Raw genomic sequence first — 18,401 nt, 5'->3', positions numbered from 1 at the left:
GGGTTGGGTCCAGACCCTGCATTCTCGCCGGGTCGTTACCTGCCCGCACCTGGTTTGTACCGATGCGGTACCGATTCGGAGCCCCGCCATGAATACCGCAGTCCAGCCCTCCTCGCATCCCAATCCGGGCATGCAGGTCACCACCTTCGAGAACCCGATGGGCATCGATGGTTTTGAGTTCGTCGAGTTTGCTGCCCCGGCCGGCCGCGGCCAGGAGCTGCACGACTACTTCCGCAGGATGGGCTTCACGGCGGTGCTCAGGCACAAGCAGCGTCCGATTACCGTCTATCGCCAGGGCGACGTCAACTTCCTGGTCAATGAAGACCCGGATTCGTTCGCTGCCGACTTCGCCGAAAAGCACGGTCCGTGCGCCTGCGGCTTCGCCATCCGATTCAAGAAGCCGGGCCAGGAGGTCTACCAGACCGCCCTGGGCAACGGTGCCGAGGCCATCGGCTTCAAGCCGGACAGCAAGGCGGTCGGCGCGCCGGTCATCAAGGGCATCGGTGACTGCATGCTGTACCTGGTCGACCGCTATGGCAGCGCCGGCAGCATCTACGACGGCGACTACGAGCCGATCGCCGGCGCCGATCAGCATCCGGTGGGCTTCGGCCTGACCTTCATCGACCACCTGACCCACAACCTGTACTTCGGCAACATGCAGCAGTGGTCGGACTACTACGAGCGACTGTTCAACTTCCGCGAGATCCGCTACTTCGACATCAAGGGCCTGAAGACCGGCCTGGTGTCCAAGGCCATGACCGCGCCGGACGGCATCGTGCGCATTCCGCTCAACGAATCGTCCGATCCGAAGAGCCAGATCAACGAATACCTGGACGCCTACAAGGGCGAGGGCATCCAGCACATCGCCTGCTTCACCGAGAACATCTACGAGACCGTCGAGGCGATGCGTGCGCAGGGTGTGGATTTCCTCGACACGCCGGACACCTACTTCGACGTGATCGACCAGCGCGTGCCGAACCATGGCGAGGACGTGCCGCGCCTGGCGAAGAACAAGATCCTCATCGACGCCGATCCGGAAACCCACCAGCGCAAGCTGCTGCAGATCTTCACCCAGAACTGCATCGGCCCGATCTTCTTCGAGATCATCCAGCGCAAGGGCAATGAAGGTTTCGGCGAAGGCAACTTCACTGCGCTGTTCGAGAGCATCGAGCGCGACCAGATCCGCCGCGGCGTGCTGTAACGTTTCAGACCTGCACCCTCAGCGGTAGCGCCGGGCCATGCCCGGCGGCTTTCCGTTCCGGCCTTGCCGTTCCAGGAGCCCCCATGTCCACCTCCATCACCGCCCGTGGCTACCAGTCCGGTTTCGGCAACGAATTCGCCACCGAAGCCGTGGCCGGCGCGCTGCCGGTCGGGCAGAACTCGCCGCAGAAGGTGGCCCATGGCCTGTATGCCGAGCAGCTGTCCGGCACCGCCTTCACCGCGCCGCGCGGCAGCAACCGGCGCAGCTGGCTGTACCGGATCCGGCCGGCGGTGACCCACGGTGAGTTCACTCCGTTCGCGCAATCGCGGCTGCAGTGCGATTTCGGTTCACAGCCGGCCTCGCCGAACCAGCTGCGCTGGAGCCCGCTGCCGCTGCCGGAACTGCCCACCGACTTCGTCGAAGGGCTGTACACCATGGGCGGCAATGGTTCGCCGGATGCCCACGCCGGCGTCGGCATCCATCTGTATGCCGCGAACCGGGACATGGTTGGCCGCTACTTCTACGATGCCGATGGCGAACTGCTGATCGTGCCCCAGCTGGGGGGACTGCGCCTGCTGACCGAGCTGGGCGTGATCGAGATCGAACCGCAGCAGATCGCGGTGATTCCGCGTGGCGTGCGCTTCCGCGTCGAGCTGCCTGATGGCCCGAGCCGGGGCTACATCTGCGAGAACTACGGCGCCCTGCTGAAGCTGCCCGATCTGGGGCCGATCGGCGCCAACGGCCTGGCCAATCCGCGCGACTTTGAAACCCCGCATGCGGCCTTCGAGGACCTCGACGGTGAGTTCGAACTGATCGCCAAGTTCGAAGGACGCCTGTGGCGCGCGCCGATCGACCATTCGCCGCTGGACGTGGTCGCCTGGCACGGCAATTACGCGCCGTACCGCTACGATCTGCGCCGCTTCAACACTCTCGGTTCGATCAGCTACGACCACCCGGACCCGTCGATCTTCCTGGTACTGCATTCGCCCAGCGACACAGCAGGGACCAGCAACATGGATTTCGCCATCTTCCCGCCGCGCTGGCTGGTGGCGCAGAACACCTTCCGGCCACCGTGGTTCCACCGCAACATCGCCAGCGAGTTCATGGGCCTGGTGCACGGTGCCTACGATGCCAAGGCCGAAGGCTTCGTGCCGGGCGGCGCCTCCCTGCACAACTGCATGAGCGGCCACGGACCGGATGCACCGACCTTCGACAGGGCCTCCAGTGCCGATCTGTCCAGGCCCGACGTGGTCAAGGACACCATGGCCTTCATGTTCGAGACCCGCGCGGTGATCCGCCCGACCGCCCAGGCGCTTGATGCCGGGCACCGGCAGGCCGATTACCAGCAGTGCTGGGCAGGGCTGCGCAACAACTTCCGATGAGCCTCATGCGGCATCGGTGAAGGCGTCGCAGTGCTCCAGCGGCAGGACTTCCAGCAGCCGCTGCCGTACGCGTTCGCAGTAGCCTTCGGAGGTCAGCGCGGGCAGTACCTGCAACGCCGAGTGCAGCACCCGCAGCACATCGGTCTGCGCACGTGCCTGCTGCAGGTCGCGGAACAGCGCCGCTGCCTGCGTATGCCGCTGCAGCTCCAGGATGCCCAGCAGATAGATCCGTGAGGCGACCAGCGAGCGGCGCCGTTCGATCGGCGTGGCCGCAGGCGCGGGTGCCTGCGGCCGGGCAGGTGTGCGCCCGGATGCCGCCGCCGCGGGAGGCGGGGCGTCGGTTTCCAGATAGCCGGCATGGATCAGCTGGATCAGCATGGCCGGCGTCTCCTGGCCCATCAGCCCGCTCAGCTCGGTGACGCTGCGCTGGCCATCGCACAGGATCAGCAACCGGCGCTGGCGCATGTCCAGCGGCGCGCGGTGCGCCTGCAGCGCGGTTCGGGCGAGATCGGTCTTGCGCGGTTGCATGGATGGGACAGCCAGGACGGTGCACGCCGAGCCTGAACGAAGGCGATGAAACAGCGATGACAATGCAGCGCCTGCACGCGGCCTGCGGTAGCGTCCGCCCATCCCTCCTGGAGCGACACCGATGAAGCTGCTGCCATTGGCTGGCCTGATGCTGCTGTCCCTGACCGCCTGTGGCGGTGGTTCGGACAAACAGGGAGCGGCCGGCAGCGGCAGCGACTCGCCGGCCGAGACCGCCAGTGCCACCGGCCCGGCGCAATCGGCCGATCCGGACCTGGCGTCACGGCCGGCCAACGATGCCCGCGCCGACAGCCCCGCGCGCCTGGACGGTTTCGGCGGGGTGGCGCTGGGTGCGGGCATCGCCGAGGTGCGCAGCGGCTTCGGCGCGCCGCTGCAGGGACTGGGCAGCGATGCGGCAGGCAGGCCATTGCCGGCCGACGACGGCAACGAGGACTGCTATTTCCTGCGTCCGCAGCAGGCCGATGACCCACGCCTGATGATCGAAGGCCGCAAGCTGGTCCGCTATGACGTGCGCAGCGCCGCCATCACCGCGCCGGGCGGCGGCAGGGTCGGCATGACCCTGGGCGAGTTGCAGGTGCTGTACCCCGAGCGTGCCGATGTCGGTCCCGACAAGTACGACGACAAGGCCCAGCACCTGCGCGTGCGTCCGGCGCAGGAAGGTGCGGCGGTGATCGATTTCACCCTGGGGCCCGACGGCCGGGTCAGCGCGTGGCGGGTCGGCCAGACCCCGCAGGTCGATTACACCGAAGGTTGTGGCTGATCCTTGATGCACCGCCCAGCCTCGCGGCCGGGCCAAGCGTAGAATCGCGCGACGACCGCTGGGGGAGTGCTCGATGATCGCCATTGCCATCGCCTGGTTTCTGCTTGGCCTGCTGCTGCTGGGGCTCGGCGGAGACTCCATCGTCAAGGCCGTTTCCGGCCTGGCCCAGCGCTTCGGTGCCCGCCCGTTCACCGCGGGTCTGCTGCTTCTCGGCGTGGCGACCTCGATGCCGGAGCTGGTGGTCAACGCCCGCGCGCTGGCCGTGGGCCAGCCGGAACTGGCGCTGGGCAACGCGGTGGGCAGCAGCATCGCCAACCTGGGCCTGACCCTGGCGGTCGCGGCGATCGCGGCCCCGCTGCTGCTGCGCGCGCGCCTGCAGACCGTGCTCTGGTGGTCGCTGCTGGGGGCCGGCGTTCTGTTGATCCTGTTCGGGCTGGATGGCCGCCTCGCGCGCTGGGAAGGTGTCGTGCTGCTGGCTGGCTTCGTCGTCATGCAGGCCGTGCTGATGCGCCGTGGCCGCAGTGAGACCGCCGATGTGCAGGCGGCCATCGCACGATCGGCGCTGAGCCGCACCAGCCTGCCGTTGAATGTGCTGCGTGTGCTGGTGGCCGTGGTGGCCCTCTACTGGGGGGCGCGGCTGGTCGTTGGCGCGGCGGCCGACTTCGGCGTCGCACTTGGATGGACGCCGCTGCTGGTCGGCCTGCTGCCGCTTGCGATCGGCACTGCCTTGCCGGAGGTGGCCACCGCCATCGCCGCCGCGCGGCGTGGCCATGGCGATATGGTGCTGGGCCACGTGCTCGGCTCCAGCGCGGTCAATCTGCTGCTGGTGATCGGCGCGATGGCGGCGCTGCAGCCGCTGGCCTTGCCGGCATCGTTCGTGCGCCTGGAACTGCCCGCGCTGCTGGCCTTTGCCCTGGTGCTGTATCCGATGCTGCGTGGCGACCTGAAGATCAGCCGTGGCGAAGGCGTGATCCTGCTGGTGGCGTTCGTCGGCTGGTTCGTGCTGGAACTGCTGCTGGTGGGCGCACCGGCACTGTAGTGCCGAGCCCATGCCCGGCTCTGCAGCAGATCCCCGCCCTGGGTGGATGCGGGGAGTCGGGTGATCAGCGTGTCGGGCTCTGCTCTTCTTTCCGCACCGGCTCCGGCGGCGGCAGCTGCTCTTCGGCAGCCCGTTCGTTGCCGGGCAGGGTAGGACGGGTTTCCATCAGCAGCGACAACGCGGCCTTGGCCATCATGTGCGCGCTGATCGGCGCGGTGATGAACAGGAAGACGGTGATCAGCAGCTCGCGCGGCTGCGGATCCTGGCCGAGGAAGATGTGGTAGCAGACCGAACACACCAGCACGCAGCCCACGCCCAGCGTGCTGGCCTTGGTCGGCGCATGCAGCCGCTTGAAGAAGGTCGACAGCTTCACCAGGCCCAGCGCACCGACCAGGATGAAGAAGCAGCCGAACAGCAGCAGGACCGACAGGCCGATCTGGATCGCGGTGATCATTCGACGATGTCCCGGCGCAGCACGAACTTGCTCAGCACCACGGTGCTGCCGAAGCCGAGCATGGCGATCACCAGTGCGGCCTCGAAGTAGATCGGCGAGTTGAGGTACATGCCGAACAGCATCAGTTCGGCGATGGCAGTCACTGAAAGGGTGTCTAGGGCGAGGATGCGGTCGGGCACGCTCGGGCCGCGCAGCAGGCGCCAGGTCGCCAGCAGCATGGCCAGTCCGACCACGTGCATGCATACCACCAGGGTGGTCTGGATGACTTCAAAACCGGTCATGGGAAGATCTCCATCAACGGGGCTTCGTATCGTTGCTTGATCGTGTCGATCAGCGCCTGTGGATCCTCCAGGTGCAGCACGTGCACCAGCAGGAACCTGCGGTCGTCGCTGAGTGCCGCCGACACCGTACCCGGGGTCAGGGTGATCATGCTGGTCAGCGCGGCGATGCCGTGGATGTTGGCGATGTCCAGCGGCAGCCAGATGAAGCCCGGATGGATGTTCTTCTCCGGGCCGAGCACCTGCAGGGCCACCCGGATGTTGGACATCAGGATGTCCCACAGGGTGACGCACAGCAGCTTCGGTACCGGGCGCAACGTACCGATGCGGGCGAACTCGCGATCCAGGCGCGCGGCGAACAGCGGCACGACCACGCCCAGCACAAGGCCCAGCAGGATCTGGCCAAGGTTGAAGCTGTCGGACATCAGCAGCCAGAACGCCACCACCATCACGCTCAGTGCGGGCGACGGTACCAGGCGGCGGAACAGGGGGCGTTGCGCGGTCATGGCTGGCGGATCTCCGGTGTGGTCGCGCGCAACTGCTGCACGTACTCGCCCGGCTGCAGCAGCTGGGCGGCGGTGGCGTCGGTATGGCGCATCAGCGGGGCGGCGGCCAGGGTCATGCCGATGCCGTAGGCCAGCAGGATGCAGGCCGCGAACAGCTCGACCCTGCGCAGCTTGGCCTTGCGGGGCGGCGGCGCGTCCGGCTCGGGCAGCGGCACGCGCCAGAACAGGCGGATGCCCCCTCGGGTCAGGCCCATGATGACCAGCAGGCTGCTGACCAGCACGGCCGTCCATACCGCGCCGGTGTACTGCGCCGGCATCCCGGCCAGCAGCGCGGCCTTGGCCAGGAAGCCCGACAGCGGCGGAAGTCCGGCAACCGATACGGCGCCGATCAGGAACAGTACCGCCGGCGTTTCCTTGCCCGGCATCGGTGCGATCACTTCCTTGCGGTCGCTGGCACCGCCGCGCCGGCGCCGGATCAGGTCGGCCACCAGGAACAGCGCGGCCGCGACGAAACTGCTGTGTGGCAGATAGTACAGACCGGCGGAGAGTACCTTCGGCGTGCCCACCGCGAAGGCAATGAACAGGGTCGCGGCCGAGACGATCACCAGGTAGGAGATCAGCACGCGCAGGCGCGCGGCGGCCAGCGCGCCCAGGCCGCCCAGTACCAGCGTGGCCACGCCGGCCCACAGCAGCCAGTCGCGTCCGTATCCGGCCATCGCGCCGGCGTCCTCGCCGAACCACAGCATCTGCACGCGCAGCACGGCGTACAGGCCGACCTTGGTCATGATCGCAAACAGCGCAGCGACCGCAGCAGGTGCGCGCGCGTACGATTCGGGCAGCCAAAGGTACAACGGCATCAGCGCGGCCTTTGCGCAGAACACCAGCAGCAGCAGGCCCATCGTGGCCTTCACCAGGGTCAGCTGGGCCGGCGGAACCTCGGCGATGCGCTGCGACAGCTCCGCCATGTTCAACGAGCCGAGCGAGGCGTACAGCAGGCCCAGTGCGATCAGGAACAGCGTCGAGGCGGTGACATTGAACACCACGTAGTGCAGGCCGATGCGCATGCGCAGGCCACGGCCGCCGCTCAGCAGCAGGCCGTAGGAAGCGATCAGCATCACCTCGAAGAATACGAACAGGTTGAAGATGTCGCCGGTGAGGAACGCACCGTTGAGGCCGACCAGCTGGAACTGGAACAGCGCATGGAAGTGTGGCGCGCGCCGGTCCCAGCCCGAGCAGGCGTGCAGCAGGCAGGGGATGGCCAGCAGCAGGGTGGTCAGCAGCATCCACGCCGACAGCCGGTCGGCCACCAGCGCGATGCCCAGGCGCGAGGGCCAGTCACCCAGCAGGTAGACGCGGATGTCACCGCCCGCCGTATCGGCGAACAGCAGCCCGACCACCACGGCCAGGGCCGCCAGTGCCGTCCAGGCCACGGTCCGCTGTACCTTCGGACCATAGCGGCGATGCTCGACGAACAGCGACAGTGCGGCGCCGAGCAGGGGGACCAGGATCGGCAGGATCACCAGATGGTTCATGCGCGGTCCTCGCCCTGGCGCGGCGGCGCATCGTCATCGGGCTCGTGCGCGTCCACGTGGTCGCTGTGGTTGTCGCTGCGGCTGCGCATGGCCAGCACGATGCTCACTGCGGTCATCGCGAAGGCGATCACGATGGCCGTCAGTACCAGCGCCTGTGGCAACGGGTCGGTGTAGTTGCCCAGATGGCTCTCCACGCCTTCCTGCAGCACCGGTGCCTTGCCCTGCACCAGGCGGCCACCGGCAAAGATCAGCAGGTTGGTGGCGTAGGACAGGAAGGTCATGCCAAGGATCACGTCGAAGCTGCGCGCCCGCAGCAGCAGGTACACGCCGATGGCGGTCAGCACGCCGATTGCGGTGGCCAGGGCCAGTTCCATCAGTGCATCTCCCCGGTGCGGGCCGAACGGCGTTGCAGATCGATCTCGCCCTTGCGGGCGGTGCGGGTTCGAGAGGGCTTGACCGTGCCCATCATCGACAGCATCAGCATGGCGCCACCGAACACCACCAGGTACACGCCGATGTCGAAGCCGATCGCGCTGGCCAGCGGCACGTCGCCGATCAGCGGCAGGTGCAGGTCGAGGTGCCCGCTGGTCAGGAACGGCACGCCGAACAGCATCGAAGCACTGCCGCTGAGCAGGGCGATCAGCAGGCCGGTGCCGATGCATCGGATGTAGTCGAAGCCGAAGCGCGACTCCACCGATGCCGTACCCTGGATCACGTACTGGATCAGCAGCGGCACCGCCAGTACCAGGCCGGCGATGAACCCGCCGCCCGGGGCGTTGTGACCGCGCAGGAACAGGAAGATGGAGACCGTCAGCGTCAGCGGGAACATGATCTGCGCCAGGTCGGCCGGTACCGGCAGCTTGATCGGCGGCCCGGGCATGATCTGCTCCGGGGCCATCCGCGTGCGGCGCAGCAGCGCGTGCACCACCAGCGCGGCGATGCCGAACACGGTGATCTCGCCGAAGGTATCAAAGCCGCGGAAGTCGACCAGGATCACGTTGACCACGTTCTGGCCATACGCTTCGGGCAGGGCACGCGCCACCAGCTCACCGGCCATGGTGTTCGGCGGCAGGGTCATCGCGGTATAGGCCAGCGCGCCAAGACCGGAACCGGCGATGACCGCGATCAGCGCGTCGCGGCGCTTGCGCCAGCGCGGCCGCTCCGGTCCGGACTGCGCGGGCAGATAGTTCATCCCCAGCAGCATCAGGACCAGGGTCACCATCTCCACCAGCAGCTGGGTCAGTGCCAGATCCGGTGCCGACAGGAACACGAAGGTCAGCGCCACCATCAGGCCGACGCCGCCCACCAGCAGCACCGCCAGCAGGCGCTGCTTGTACACGCGCAGGGTGGCGATCGCGCAGCCCATCATCACCAGCCACAACGCCCAGCCCAGCAGTGGAATCGGCTGCGGCGCGGTCCAGTTCGGGGACGCCGGGTTCGCCACGAACGGCGCGGCGGCCACCACGATCGCGACCAGCACCAGGCCCAGCAGCATCCGCTGCAGGCTGCCGTTGGCAATGCCGTTGGTCAGGCGCATGGCCAGTGCGGAAACCGCATCCAGCTGCGCATGGAACACGTTGCGGCCGGTGGTGGTATTGGTCACGGCATGCAGGTTGATCAGCTTGCGCAGGCCGAAGTACAGGGCGATACCGCCCACCACGCCGATCGCGCTCATCGCCAGCGGCAGGTTGAAGCCATGCCATACCGACAGGCTGTACTCGGGCATGGCGCTGCCGAGGATGGAGGCGGCAGCGGCATGCAGGACCGGCGCCACCGTCAGCGCGGGCGCGATGCCGACTGCCACGCAGACCACCACCAGCAGTTCCACCGGTACCTTCATCCAGCGCGGCGGTTCATGGGGAACGCGGTCCAGCCCGTGCGGGCCGGGGCCGAAGAAGGTGTCGTGCACGAAGCGCAGGCTGTAGGCCACGCCGAACACGCCGGCCAGCAACGCCGCGATCGACACCGCCATGCGCATGGTCTCGGTGCCGCCGGCGCTGATCGCCTCGGCGAACAGCATTTCCTTGGACAGGAAGCCGTTGAGCAGCGGAATGCCGGCCATGGCCAGCGAGGCGATGATCGCCAGTGCGCTGGTGAAGGGCATCAGTTTCCGCAGCCCGCCCAGCTTGCGCATGTCGCGGGTGCCGGTCTCATGGTCGATGATGCCGGCGGCCATGAACAGCGAGGCCTTGAAGGTGGCGTGGTTGAGGATGTGGAACACGCCGGCGACCACCGCCATCGGCGTGGACAGGCCGAACAGCAGGGTGATCAGGCCCAGATGGGAGATCGTCGAATACGCCAGCAGCCCTTTCAGGTCGTGCTGGAAGATCGCGTTCCAGGCGCCGATCAGCAGGGTCAGCGCGCCGATGCCGCTCACCGTATAGAAGAACAGGTCGCTGCCGGCCAGTGCCGGATGCAGGCGCGCCAGCAGGAACACGCCTGCCTTGACCATGGTGGCCGAGTGCAGGTAGGCCGAGACCGGTGTCGGCGCCGCCATCGCATGCGGCAACCAGAAATGGAACGGGAACTGCGCGCTCTTGGTGAAGATGCCGGCCAGCACCAGGAACAGGGCATAGGGATACAGCGCGCTGGCGCGGATCTGTTCACCGGCCGCCAGCACCACATCCAGGTCGAAGCTGCCGACGATGCGCCCGATCAGCAGCACGCCACCGAGCAGGGCCAGCCCGCCGCCGCCGGTGATCACCAGCGCCATGCGTGCGCCCTCGCGCGCATCCTGGCGATGCGACCAGAAGCCGATCAGCAGGAACGAGCTGATGCTGGTCATTTCCCAGAAGATCATCAGCAACAGCAGGTTGCCCGACAGCACCATGCCGAGCATGGCGCCCATGAACAGCAGCAGGTAGCAGTAGAAGCGGTGGGCGTTGTCCTGCGCACTGAGGTAATAGCGCGCGTACAGCACCACCAGTGCGCCGATGCCCAGCACCAGACCGGCAAACATCCAGGCCAGGCCGTCCAGCCGCAGATGGAAGTCCAGGCCGATCTGCGGCAGCCAGGGCAGCAGGGTGCGGACGATCTGGCCGTCGAGCACCGCCGGGGTGAGCCAGCCGAGAATGGCCAAGCCGCCCAACGGCGCCAGCGCCGCCAGCCAGGCAGCAGTCGAGCGCGAACTACGGGGGAAGGCCGCAACAGCCGCTGCCATCAGGAACGGCAGGGCCAGCAGCAGAGGCAGGCTGGGGAGCATGCAGGGAATCCATGATTCACGAGCAGGTCAGTGAGGATAACAGGCTGCGAAATGTCGCCGAAAGCCATCGAACGGCGATCAATTGCCTGTAACGTTCGCTGATTCATTTTTTTTGCAGTGCAGCATCTCCTCCGCGGTGCCGGCCAGGGGCTGCGGCCAGCTGCACCCTACGCCCGCGCACGGCGACCGCAGGCCCTGTCGCACAGGGGCTGCCGCTGCGACAGACGCCCCGGCAGAGGGGCAGAGCGTGCAGGCTGGCAGGCCGGCGGTGGACCGCAGGTGAGGAAACCCGCCCGTTCAGGAAGCGAGGCTGACGCTCGCCCGGAGGCGTGTCAGTAACGCCAGTCGAGCCTGCGATAGAGCTTGGCCATCACCCAGGCCGGGCCGATCAGCAGGTAAGTCAGGTCGGTCAGGAAGCTGGGCTTGCGGCCCTCGAACTTGTGCCCGATGAACTGCGCGATCCAGGCCACGACGAACACCGTCACCGCCAGCCAGAACAGGTTGTGCAGGCCGATCTCGGCCTCCAGCAGGCGGCACAGGCAGCCGAACACGAAGAACTGGATGAGCATGCCGATGCCCAGCGGACGCGACAGCTTGTTGTAGAAGCACCAGGCACTGAACATCGCGAACGCCGACCAGATGCCGTACTGGAACCAGGTGATCAGGGGGGGCAGGCACCACAGCAGGGCGACCGCCGACCACAGGATGGCCGGTACCGCGACCACGTGGATGCGCTGGTTGACCGTATTGCGGTGATCGTCGGAGTAGCTGGCGAAATAGCGGTCGATCGGACGCGCGAGCTCGGTGGTGGTCTGCATGCTTCTTCGCTTCCTCCGGTGAGGCCGACAGCATACTCCCGGGCGCCTTCGCACAGCGCCACTACGGGCGCTGCCGGGCAGGACGCCCCCGGTCGCCGCGACCGGGGGCGCAGGGGATCAGTCGACGCTGATCCCGGCCAGGCGCTGCAGCGCCTCGGCGTACTTGGCGCGGGTGCGCTCGATGATCTCCGCCGGGATGTTCGGGCCCGGGGCGGTCTTGCCCCAGTCCAGCGTCTCCAGGTAATCGCGCACGAACTGCTTGTCGTAGCTGGGCGGGCTGGTGCCCACTTCGTACTCGTCGGCCGGCCAGTAACGCGATGAATCCGGCGTCAGCATCTCGTCCATGATGTACAGGCGGCCGTCGGCATCGGTGCCGAACTCGAACTTGGTGTCGGCCAGGATGATGCCGCGCTCGCGGGCGTAATCGGCGGCGAACTTGTAGATGCGCAGGGTGGCATCGCGCACGCGCTCGGCCAGTTCGGCGCCGACCTGCCGCACCATCGCATCGAAATCGATGTTCTCGTCATGGTCGCCCACCGCGGCCTTGGTCGAGGGGGTGAAGATCGGTTCGGGCAGCTGCTCGGCCTGGCGCAGCCCATCGGGCAGGTCGATGCCGCTGACCTTGCCGGTGCGCTGGTAGTCCTTCCAGCCGCTGCCGATCAGGTAGCCGCGGGCGATCGCTTCCACCGGCACCGGCTTCAGCTTGCGGGTGACCACGGCGCGCCGGGCGTACAGCGCCGGGTCCACGCCTTCAGGCAGCACGCTGGCCACGTCGATGCCGGTCAGGTGATTGGGCATCAGGTGCGCGGTCTTGGCGAACCAGAAATTGGAGACCTGGCAGAGCATTTCGCCCTTGCCGGGGATCGGGTCGGGCAGCACCACGTCGAACGCCGACAGGCGATCGGTGGCCACCATCAGCAGGTAGTCGCCCGGCGGGGTCCCTGCAGGCAGCCGCTCGCGCGGGATATCGAACACATCACGCACCTTGCCGCGGTGGCGCAAGGGCAGGCCGGGGAGATCGGATTGCAACAGCGTGGTTGGCACGGGCACTCCTGGGGCGTTGTCGATACGGCTGCCCAACGGACCCGGCGGGCCCGCTGACCAGCGGGCGGCCTAGTGTAAAGCCGTCCGGGCCCGCTGTGACGTAAAATGAGCGTCCATTTCGTCGGTCGACCCCGGAGCGCCATGCGCTGGTACGGAAAACTGCTGGGATTCATCGCCGGCGCCCTGCTGTTCCGGCCCAATCCGCTGTTCGGCGCGGTGGTCGGCCTGCTGATCGGCCATGCCTTTGATTCGGACTGGTTCCGCCTGAACAAGGAGAACCCGTACCGGGAGCTGGGTCTGACCTCCGAAGCCACCGATGCCGAGGTCGAGCGCGCCTACCGCAAGCTGATCTCGCAGTATCACCCGGACAAGCTTGGCGGCGCCGCCCCCGAGCTGCAGCAGCAGGCCGAGCAGAAGTCGCGGCGCATCAACGCCGCCTACGACCGCATCAAGACCCTGCGCAAGCGCTGACCCCTTTCCCCTCGTTGCAAGGCCCGGCCATGTCCCACTGCCTCATCGCCCCCTCCATCCTGTCCGCCGATTTCGCCCGCCTCGGCGAGGAAGTCGACAACGTCCTGGCCGCCGGCGCGGACTGGGTGCACTTCGACGTGATGGACAACCATTACGTACCCAACCTGACCATCGGCCCGATGGTCTGCCAGGCACTGCGCAAGCACGGCGTGACCGCGCCGATCGACGTGCACCTGATGGTCGAGCCGGTGGACCGCATCATCCCGGACTTCGCCGAAGCCGGTGCCACCTACATCAGCTTCCATCCGGAGGCCAGCCGCCACGTGCACCGCACGATCCAGCTGATCCGTTCGCTGGGCTGCAAGCCGGGCATCGTGCTGAACCCGGCCACGCCGGTGGACATCCTCGACTGGGTGCTGGATGACCTGGACCTGGTGCTGCTGATGTCGGTCAACCCGGGATTCGGCGGCCAGGCCTTCATTCCTTCGGCGCTGGACAAGCTGCGCGTGGTCCGCCAGAAGATCGATGCCAGCGGCAAGGACATCCGCCTGGAAATCGACGGTGGCGTGAAGGCCGACAACATCGGCGAGATCGCGGCTGCGGGCGCCGACACCTTCGTCGCCGGCTCGGCCATCTTCAATGCCAAGACCCCCTACCAGGATGTGATCGCGCAGATGCGCGCCAACGTCGCTGCGGCGCGGGGCTGAGGCATGAGCACGGTGGCCGTGTTGAACATCCGCCCGGCCACTGCCGCCGACGCGGGCCTGATCCTGCGCTTCATCCGTGAGCTGGCCGTCTATGAGCGGGCCGAGCATTCGGTGCAGACCGACGAGATCGGCATCGCCGAAAGCCTGTTCGGTCCCGACGCAGCTGCCCGCGCGCTGATCTGTGAAGCCGATGGCGAGGCCATCGGCTATGCGGTGTATTTCTACAACTACTCCACCTGGCTGGGCCGCAAGGGCATCTACCTGGAAGACCTGTATGTCAGCCCGCAGCAGCGGGGCGCGGGCGCTGGCAAGGCGCTGCTGAAATACATCGCGCGGCAGGCGGTCGCCGAAGGCTGCGGTCGCTTCGAATGGTCGGTGCTGGACTGGAACACGCCGGCCATCGAGTTCTACACCGCAGCGGGCGCGAAACCACAGGATGAGTGGACCGTATACCGGCTCGACGGCGACGCACTGAAGGCGTTTGCGGGAAGCCGGTAGCGCCAATCGTTGGCCGGCCAGCAGAAAGTCATCATCCCGCGTCGTGATTCCTTACGTAGGCAGGGCCGACGGCGCAGGATGCGCAGAGCAGAGAACTCCTGGTTTTCAAGCTGGATTTTCCTGATTCCTTGGAAAGGCCGTCGGTGCCACTGTAGCGGCACACCGGCCCTGGCAATCCTGACGATGGCCCGCTGATTCCCCGTCAGTCCAGTAACCACGACGTGTCCAGGCTGAAGAGCGCGTATGAACATCATCTGCTGTCTTCTTGTCGCCGCGTCGGTGGTGCTGGCATCCGCGGTGTTGTCGCCGATCGTCTCCGAGGGATCGCTCGTCTGGTATCTGGCTGCCATTGCAGGCTTGGTCACTTTCCTGTGTCGCGCGATTCATCGGAGAACGAGTAACAAGAGCTAGCCCGAAATGTCGGGGTCGCCTCTCACACTGACACGTCTGATCGTGGATGGCCGATGCCCCAGCGGCTGACCGGGCCTGAAGCAGGAAGGCCGCACTCCTGCGAGTGCGGCCCTGGAAGCTGTCGGAGGCTGATCCTGCCTCCATCCGTCGTCCCTGCTATGGCCTTCCATTCTCCGGGAGCTGAATGACACGCATGTGACATTCACTGCCGGCAAACGGTGCGTTGCTAGCCTGTGCCACCCCACACCGGAATCCCCGCATGACCGCACCGCGCTGGCGCCTGATCCTCAACGGCAAGTCCGCAGGCAATGACGAGCTGCGCGACGCGGTGCGCCAGTGGCGGGAGCGGGGCGTGCAGCTGGAGGTACGGGTGACCTGGGAGGAAGGTGACGCCGAGCGTTACGTGGCCGAGGCGATCGATCACGGGGTAGATGTGATCGTGGCGGCAGGCGGCGACGGCACGCTCAGTGCGGTGGCCGAAACGCTGGCCCACCGCGATGAATCCGCCGATGCCCTGCCTTCGCTGGCGTTGGTCCCGATGGGCACCGCCAATGACTTCGCCACCTCGGCGAACCTTCCGACCGAGCCGGAGGCCGCGCTCGCGCTGATCGGGCAGACCACGGCACTTGCCATCGATCTGCTGCGCGTGGATGCCGACGGCACGCCCTGGTGGTGCGCCAACCTGGCCAGTGGCGGTTTCGGCACGCAGGTCACCGTGGAAACCGATGCCGGCCTGAAGAAGATGCTCGGTGGCCTGGCCTACGTGATCACCGGCATTGCCAAGCTGGGGCGGATCGAGCCGATCACCGCGCGTCTGCACGGTCCGGACTTCGCCTGGGAGGGCGGCTTCATCGCGCTGGGGATCGGCAACGGCCGGCAGGCCGGTGGTGGCCAGCAGCTGTGCCCACAGGCACTGATCGATGACGGCCTGCTGGATGTCACCGTCGTACCCGAACTGGAGGGGGAGGTGGCGTCGACGCTGGGGCAGATGCTCACCGGTGGCAAGGAAGCGGCGCTGGAACGGGTGGCCACCCGCGTCCGGCTGCCCTGGCTGCAGCTCGAGTCGGCGCAGCCACTGACCCTGAACCTGGACGGTGAGCCCGTGCAGGCGCGGCGGTTCCGCATCGACTGCGTGGCTGGCCGGGTGCGTATGCATCTGCCGGCCGATTGCCCGCTGCTGGCCACGTAAGGTGGCTGCCACGCCTGGCGCTGCGGGGTTCCACTCCCGTCCAAGCTGCGATACAGTCAAGGGGTGTCCAGCCTGACGACCCCGCATACCCTTTCTTCCGCACGCCGTTGGTGGCGATGGTGGCCCGTTGCCGTCGTCCGCCCCCATAACGCTGTGTCCCGGAAGGAAAGTCGTCTTGAACTCGCACGCTCAGTTTCAGCTGCAGGCCGCTGAAGGCCACACCCACATTCCCGTTGTCCGCGAAGTGCTGTCCGACCTGGACACGCCGCTTTCGGTCTATCTGAAGCTCGCCGACGGCCCCAATACCTACCTGTTTGAATCCGTCGAAGGCGGCGAACGCTTTGGTCGTTACTCGATCATCGGCCTGCCGGCGCGCCGCGTGTATGCCTTCCATGGCCATACGCTGACCGTGCGCGAAGACGGCCAGGTGGTGGAAACCCGCGAGGTGGCCGACCCGTTTGCCGAAGTCGAGGCGCTGCGCAGCGCCCACTCGGTGCCGAAGCTGGAGGGCCTGCCGGGCTTCACCGGTGGCCTGGTCGGCTGGTTCGGTTTCGAGTGCATCGGCTATATCGAGCCGCGCCTGGCACCGCCGGCCGGCCGCGATGAACTGGGCACGCCGGACATCCTGCTGCTGCACTCCAACGAGCTGGCGGTATTCGACAATCTCAAGGGCCGCCTGTACCTGATCGTGCACGCGGACCCGCGCGTCCACGGCGCGTTCGAGCAGGCGCAGGCGCGCCTGGATGCGCTCACCGCAAAGCTGCGTGCACCGGGTGCCGGCTATCCCGCACCGCTCAACAGCGATGTGCTGGATGAATCCGATTTCGTCTCCGGTTTCACCCGCGATGGCTTCGTCGATGCGGTCCAGCGCAGCAAGGAATACATCCGCGCCGGCGACATCTTCCAGGTGGTGCTCAGCCAGCGCCTGAGCGTGCCGTTCAAGGCACGCCCGGTGGACGTGTACCGCGCGCTGCGCGCATTGAACCCGTCGCCGTACATGTATTTCCTGGATGTCGGCGACCTGCAGGTGGTTGGCTCCTCGCCGGAAATCCTGGTGCGCCTGCAGGACGGCGAAGTCACCGTACGCCCGATCGCCGGCACGCGTCCGCGCGGCGCCACCGTCGAGCAGGACCTGGCACTGGAAGCCGAGTTGCTGGCCGATCCGAAAGAACGTGCCGAGCACCTGATGCTGATCGATCTCGGCCGCAACGATGCCGGTCGCGTATCAAAGGCCGGCACGGTGGAAGTGGGCGAGCAGTTCGTGATTGAACGCTACAGCCACGTCATGCACATCGTCAGCGAAGTGACCGGGCAGCTGCAGCCGGGCCTGAGCTATGCCGACGTGCTGCGCGCCACCTTCCCGGCCGGCACCGTCAGCGGCGCACCGAAGATCCGCGCGCTGGAAGTGATCCGCGAACTGGAGCCGATCAAGCGCAATGTGTACGCCGGCAGCATCGGCTACATCGGTTGGCACGGCGATGCCGACACCGCGATCGCGATCCGCACCGCGGTGATCAAGGACGGCCGCCTGTACGTGCAGGCCGGCGCCGGCATCGTCTACGACTCGGACCCGGACAAGGAATGGGACGAGACGATGAACAAGGGCCGCGCGCTGTTCCGCGCCGTCGCCCAGGCTGCCAAGGGCCTGTAAGGCACCCTGCGCCGTGGCCTGCGCTGCGGCACCTTCTGCTGTACCTGGCCCTCTCCCTGTGCGGCACCCACGTGTACGCCCACTCCCGATAAGCGACGGAACCTGACCATGTTGTGGATGATCGACAACTACGACAGCTTCACCTACAACCTCGTGCAGTACCTGCAGACGCTGGGTGCCGAGGTGAAGGTGGTGCGCAACGATGCAATGAGCGTGGATGAGATCGCCGCGCAGAAGCCCGAACGCATCGTCATCTCGCCCGGCCCGTGCACGCCCAACGAAGCGGGCGTGTCGCTGGAACTGATCCAGCGCCTGGGCCCGACCACGCCGATCCTTGGCGTGTGCCTGGGCCACCAGGGCATCGGCCAGGTCTACGGCGGCACGGTGATCCGCGCGGGCAACATCATGCACGGCAAGACTTCGCCGATCCGCCATGAAGGCAAGGGCGTGTTCGCCGGCCTGCCGGACCGCTACCAGGCCACCCGTTACCACTCGCTGGTGGTGGACAAGAACAGCCTGCCCGATGTGCTGGAAGTGACCGCCTGGACGGAGAACGACGACGGCTCGATCGAAGAGATCATGGGCCTGCGCCATCGCCACTTCCCGGTGGAAGGCGTGCAGTTCCACCCCGAATCCATCCTCACCGAACACGGCCATGCCCTGCTGCGCAATTTCCTGCAGCGACCGGCCGCCTGAGTCCAAGGAGCAATCC

19 protein-coding genes are annotated in these 18,401 nt (G+C 67.0%); 10 read left to right on the top strand and 9 right to left on the bottom strand.

Annotation, left to right across the window (positions count from 1 at the left end):
• Nucleotides 1-88: 88 nt before the first annotated feature.
• Both hppD and hmgA read left to right on the top strand, forming a co-directional pair.
• Complete coding sequence (gene hppD / locus ACVOKU_RS16165; protein ID WP_481560375.1) at nt 89-1,201, top strand: 4-hydroxyphenylpyruvate dioxygenase; 1,113 nt, start codon at nt 89-91, stop codon at nt 1,199-1,201.
• A gap of 83 nt (nt 1,202-1,284) precedes the next feature.
• Nucleotides 1,285-2,583 (top strand): homogentisate 1,2-dioxygenase, encoded by a 1,299-nt coding sequence (gene hmgA / locus ACVOKU_RS16160; RefSeq protein ID WP_065174368.1) that lies wholly within the window; start codon nt 1,285-1,287, stop codon nt 2,581-2,583.
• Nucleotides 2,584-2,586: 3 nt separating this feature from the next.
• Here the strand turns inward: hmgA and ACVOKU_RS16155 are convergent, their stop codons facing one another.
• Nucleotides 2,587-3,111, bottom strand: coding sequence for a hypothetical protein (locus ACVOKU_RS16155; protein WP_481560374.1), 525 nt, complete (start codon nt 3,109-3,111; stop codon nt 2,587-2,589).
• A 121-nt stretch (nt 3,112-3,232) separates the two neighbouring features.
• Between ACVOKU_RS16155 and ACVOKU_RS16150 the strand changes: the two genes are divergently transcribed.
• Together ACVOKU_RS16150 and ACVOKU_RS16145 are read left to right on the top strand one after the other, a co-directional pair.
• Nucleotides 3,233-3,889 carry a hypothetical protein gene (locus tag ACVOKU_RS16150; RefSeq protein ID WP_279941867.1) on the top strand — a complete coding sequence of 219 codons (657 nt, stop codon included), beginning with the start codon at nt 3,233-3,235 and terminating at the stop codon, nt 3,887-3,889.
• 73 nt (nt 3,890-3,962) lie between these two features.
• Nucleotides 3,963-4,928, top strand: coding sequence for a sodium:calcium antiporter (locus ACVOKU_RS16145; RefSeq protein ID WP_481560373.1), 966 nt, complete (start codon nt 3,963-3,965; stop codon nt 4,926-4,928).
• A gap of 64 nt (nt 4,929-4,992) precedes the next feature.
• Here the strand turns inward: ACVOKU_RS16145 and ACVOKU_RS16140 are convergent, their stop codons facing one another.
• From ACVOKU_RS16140 to ACVOKU_RS16105, 8 genes are all read right to left on the bottom strand, one after another.
• The gene (locus tag ACVOKU_RS16140; RefSeq protein WP_074900035.1) at nt 4,993-5,382 is read right to left on the bottom strand and encodes a Na+/H+ antiporter subunit G; all 390 of its coding nucleotides are present in this window, start codon (nt 5,380-5,382) and stop codon (nt 4,993-4,995) included.
• Nucleotides 5,379-5,663: a K+/H+ antiporter subunit F gene (locus tag ACVOKU_RS16135; protein WP_053515548.1), complete on the bottom strand. Its 285-nt coding sequence runs from the start codon at nt 5,661-5,663 to the stop codon at nt 5,379-5,381. The genes ACVOKU_RS16140 and ACVOKU_RS16135 overlap by 4 nt, the downstream gene beginning before the upstream one ends.
• Nucleotides 5,660-6,166, bottom strand: coding sequence for a Na+/H+ antiporter subunit E (locus ACVOKU_RS16130; RefSeq protein ID WP_481560372.1), 507 nt, complete (start codon nt 6,164-6,166; stop codon nt 5,660-5,662). The genes ACVOKU_RS16135 and ACVOKU_RS16130 overlap by 4 nt, the downstream gene beginning before the upstream one ends.
• A complete protein-coding gene (locus tag ACVOKU_RS16125; RefSeq protein ID WP_128988919.1) occupies nt 6,163-7,698 on the bottom strand; it encodes a monovalent cation/H+ antiporter subunit D in 1,536 nt (511 codons plus the stop codon). The genes ACVOKU_RS16130 and ACVOKU_RS16125 overlap by 4 nt, the downstream gene beginning before the upstream one ends.
• Nucleotides 7,695-8,072: a Na+/H+ antiporter subunit C gene (locus ACVOKU_RS16120; RefSeq protein ID WP_053515553.1), complete on the bottom strand. Its 378-nt coding sequence runs from the start codon at nt 8,070-8,072 to the stop codon at nt 7,695-7,697. Before ACVOKU_RS16120 ends, ACVOKU_RS16125 begins: the two co-directional genes overlap by 4 nt.
• Nucleotides 8,072-10,900: a monovalent cation/H+ antiporter subunit A gene (locus ACVOKU_RS16115; protein WP_065174372.1), complete on the bottom strand. Its 2,829-nt coding sequence runs from the start codon at nt 10,898-10,900 to the stop codon at nt 8,072-8,074. The genes ACVOKU_RS16120 and ACVOKU_RS16115 overlap by 1 nt, the downstream gene beginning before the upstream one ends.
• Before the next feature lie 332 nt (nt 10,901-11,232).
• Entirely contained in the window at nt 11,233-11,718 is a 486-nt protein-coding gene (locus ACVOKU_RS16110) for an Mpo1 family 2-hydroxy fatty acid dioxygenase (RefSeq protein ID WP_481560371.1), read from the bottom strand.
• Between the two features lie 117 nt (nt 11,719-11,835).
• Nucleotides 11,836-12,762 (bottom strand): phosphoribosylaminoimidazolesuccinocarboxamide synthase, encoded by a 927-nt coding sequence (locus ACVOKU_RS16105; protein WP_053515559.1) that lies wholly within the window; start codon nt 12,760-12,762, stop codon nt 11,836-11,838.
• 141 nt (nt 12,763-12,903) lie between these two features.
• On the opposite strand from ACVOKU_RS16105, the gene ACVOKU_RS16100 reads away from it, so the two are divergent.
• From ACVOKU_RS16100 to ACVOKU_RS16075, 6 genes are all read left to right on the top strand, one after another.
• Nucleotides 12,904-13,233 carry a J domain-containing protein gene (locus ACVOKU_RS16100; RefSeq protein WP_005411327.1) on the top strand — a complete coding sequence of 110 codons (330 nt, stop codon included), beginning with the start codon at nt 12,904-12,906 and terminating at the stop codon, nt 13,231-13,233.
• Between the two features lie 29 nt (nt 13,234-13,262).
• Nucleotides 13,263-13,940 (top strand): ribulose-phosphate 3-epimerase, encoded by a 678-nt coding sequence (gene rpe / locus ACVOKU_RS16095; protein WP_065174373.1) that lies wholly within the window; start codon nt 13,263-13,265, stop codon nt 13,938-13,940.
• 12 nt (nt 13,941-13,952) lie between these two features.
• Nucleotides 13,953-14,438, top strand: a complete 486-nt coding sequence (locus ACVOKU_RS16090) for an N-acetyltransferase family protein (protein WP_481560383.1) — start codon at nt 13,953-13,955, stop codon at nt 14,436-14,438.
• A gap of 670 nt (nt 14,439-15,108) precedes the next feature.
• Complete coding sequence (gene yegS / locus ACVOKU_RS16085) at nt 15,109-16,038, top strand: lipid kinase YegS (RefSeq protein WP_481560370.1); 930 nt, start codon at nt 15,109-15,111, stop codon at nt 16,036-16,038.
• A gap of 175 nt (nt 16,039-16,213) precedes the next feature.
• Complete coding sequence (gene trpE, locus ACVOKU_RS16080) at nt 16,214-17,689, top strand: anthranilate synthase component I (protein ID WP_065174375.1); 1,476 nt, start codon at nt 16,214-16,216, stop codon at nt 17,687-17,689.
• A 108-nt stretch (nt 17,690-17,797) separates the two neighbouring features.
• Entirely contained in the window at nt 17,798-18,385 is a 588-nt protein-coding gene (locus tag ACVOKU_RS16075; protein WP_074900025.1) for an anthranilate synthase component II, read from the top strand.
• The last annotated feature ends 16 nt before the right edge of the window (nt 18,386-18,401 follow it).

It is taken from the genome of Stenotrophomonas sp. STEN147, assembly GCF_056757995.1.
The sequence above is the reverse complement of the archived record's forward strand: the minus strand, read 5'-3'. Positions and strand labels throughout refer to the sequence as shown.

Coding starts and splice junctions, on each gene's coding strand:
- ACVOKU_RS16130 (WP_481560372.1), bottom strand. CDS start 6,166: ATGACCGCGCAACGCCCCCTGTTCCGCCGCCTGGTACCGTCGCCCGCA.
- ACVOKU_RS16120 (WP_053515553.1), bottom strand. CDS start 8,072: ATGGAACTGGCCCTGGCCACCGCAATCGGCGTGCTGACCGCCATCGGC.
- ACVOKU_RS16115 (WP_065174372.1), bottom strand. CDS start 10,900: ATGCTCCCCAGCCTGCCTCTGCTGCTGGCCCTGCCGTTCCTGATGGCA.
- ACVOKU_RS16075 (WP_074900025.1), top strand. CDS start 17,798: ATGTTGTGGATGATCGACAACTACGACAGCTTCACCTACAACCTCGTG.
- ACVOKU_RS16150 (WP_279941867.1), top strand. CDS start 3,233: ATGAAGCTGCTGCCATTGGCTGGCCTGATGCTGCTGTCCCTGACCGCC.
- hmgA (WP_065174368.1), top strand. CDS start 1,285: ATGTCCACCTCCATCACCGCCCGTGGCTACCAGTCCGGTTTCGGCAAC.
- ACVOKU_RS16135 (WP_053515548.1), bottom strand. CDS start 5,663: ATGACCGGTTTTGAAGTCATCCAGACCACCCTGGTGGTATGCATGCAC.
- ACVOKU_RS16155 (WP_481560374.1), bottom strand. CDS start 3,111: ATGCAACCGCGCAAGACCGATCTCGCCCGAACCGCGCTGCAGGCGCAC.
- yegS (WP_481560370.1), top strand. CDS start 15,109: ATGACCGCACCGCGCTGGCGCCTGATCCTCAACGGCAAGTCCGCAGGC.
- ACVOKU_RS16100 (WP_005411327.1), top strand. CDS start 12,904: ATGCGCTGGTACGGAAAACTGCTGGGATTCATCGCCGGCGCCCTGCTG.
- ACVOKU_RS16140 (WP_074900035.1), bottom strand. CDS start 5,382: ATGATCACCGCGATCCAGATCGGCCTGTCGGTCCTGCTGCTGTTCGGC.
- rpe (WP_065174373.1), top strand. CDS start 13,263: ATGTCCCACTGCCTCATCGCCCCCTCCATCCTGTCCGCCGATTTCGCC.
- ACVOKU_RS16125 (WP_128988919.1), bottom strand. CDS start 7,698: ATGAACCATCTGGTGATCCTGCCGATCCTGGTCCCCCTGCTCGGCGCC.
- ACVOKU_RS16110 (WP_481560371.1), bottom strand. CDS start 11,718: ATGCAGACCACCACCGAGCTCGCGCGTCCGATCGACCGCTATTTCGCC.
- ACVOKU_RS16145 (WP_481560373.1), top strand. CDS start 3,963: ATGATCGCCATTGCCATCGCCTGGTTTCTGCTTGGCCTGCTGCTGCTG.
- hppD (WP_481560375.1), top strand. CDS start 89: ATGAATACCGCAGTCCAGCCCTCCTCGCATCCCAATCCGGGCATGCAG.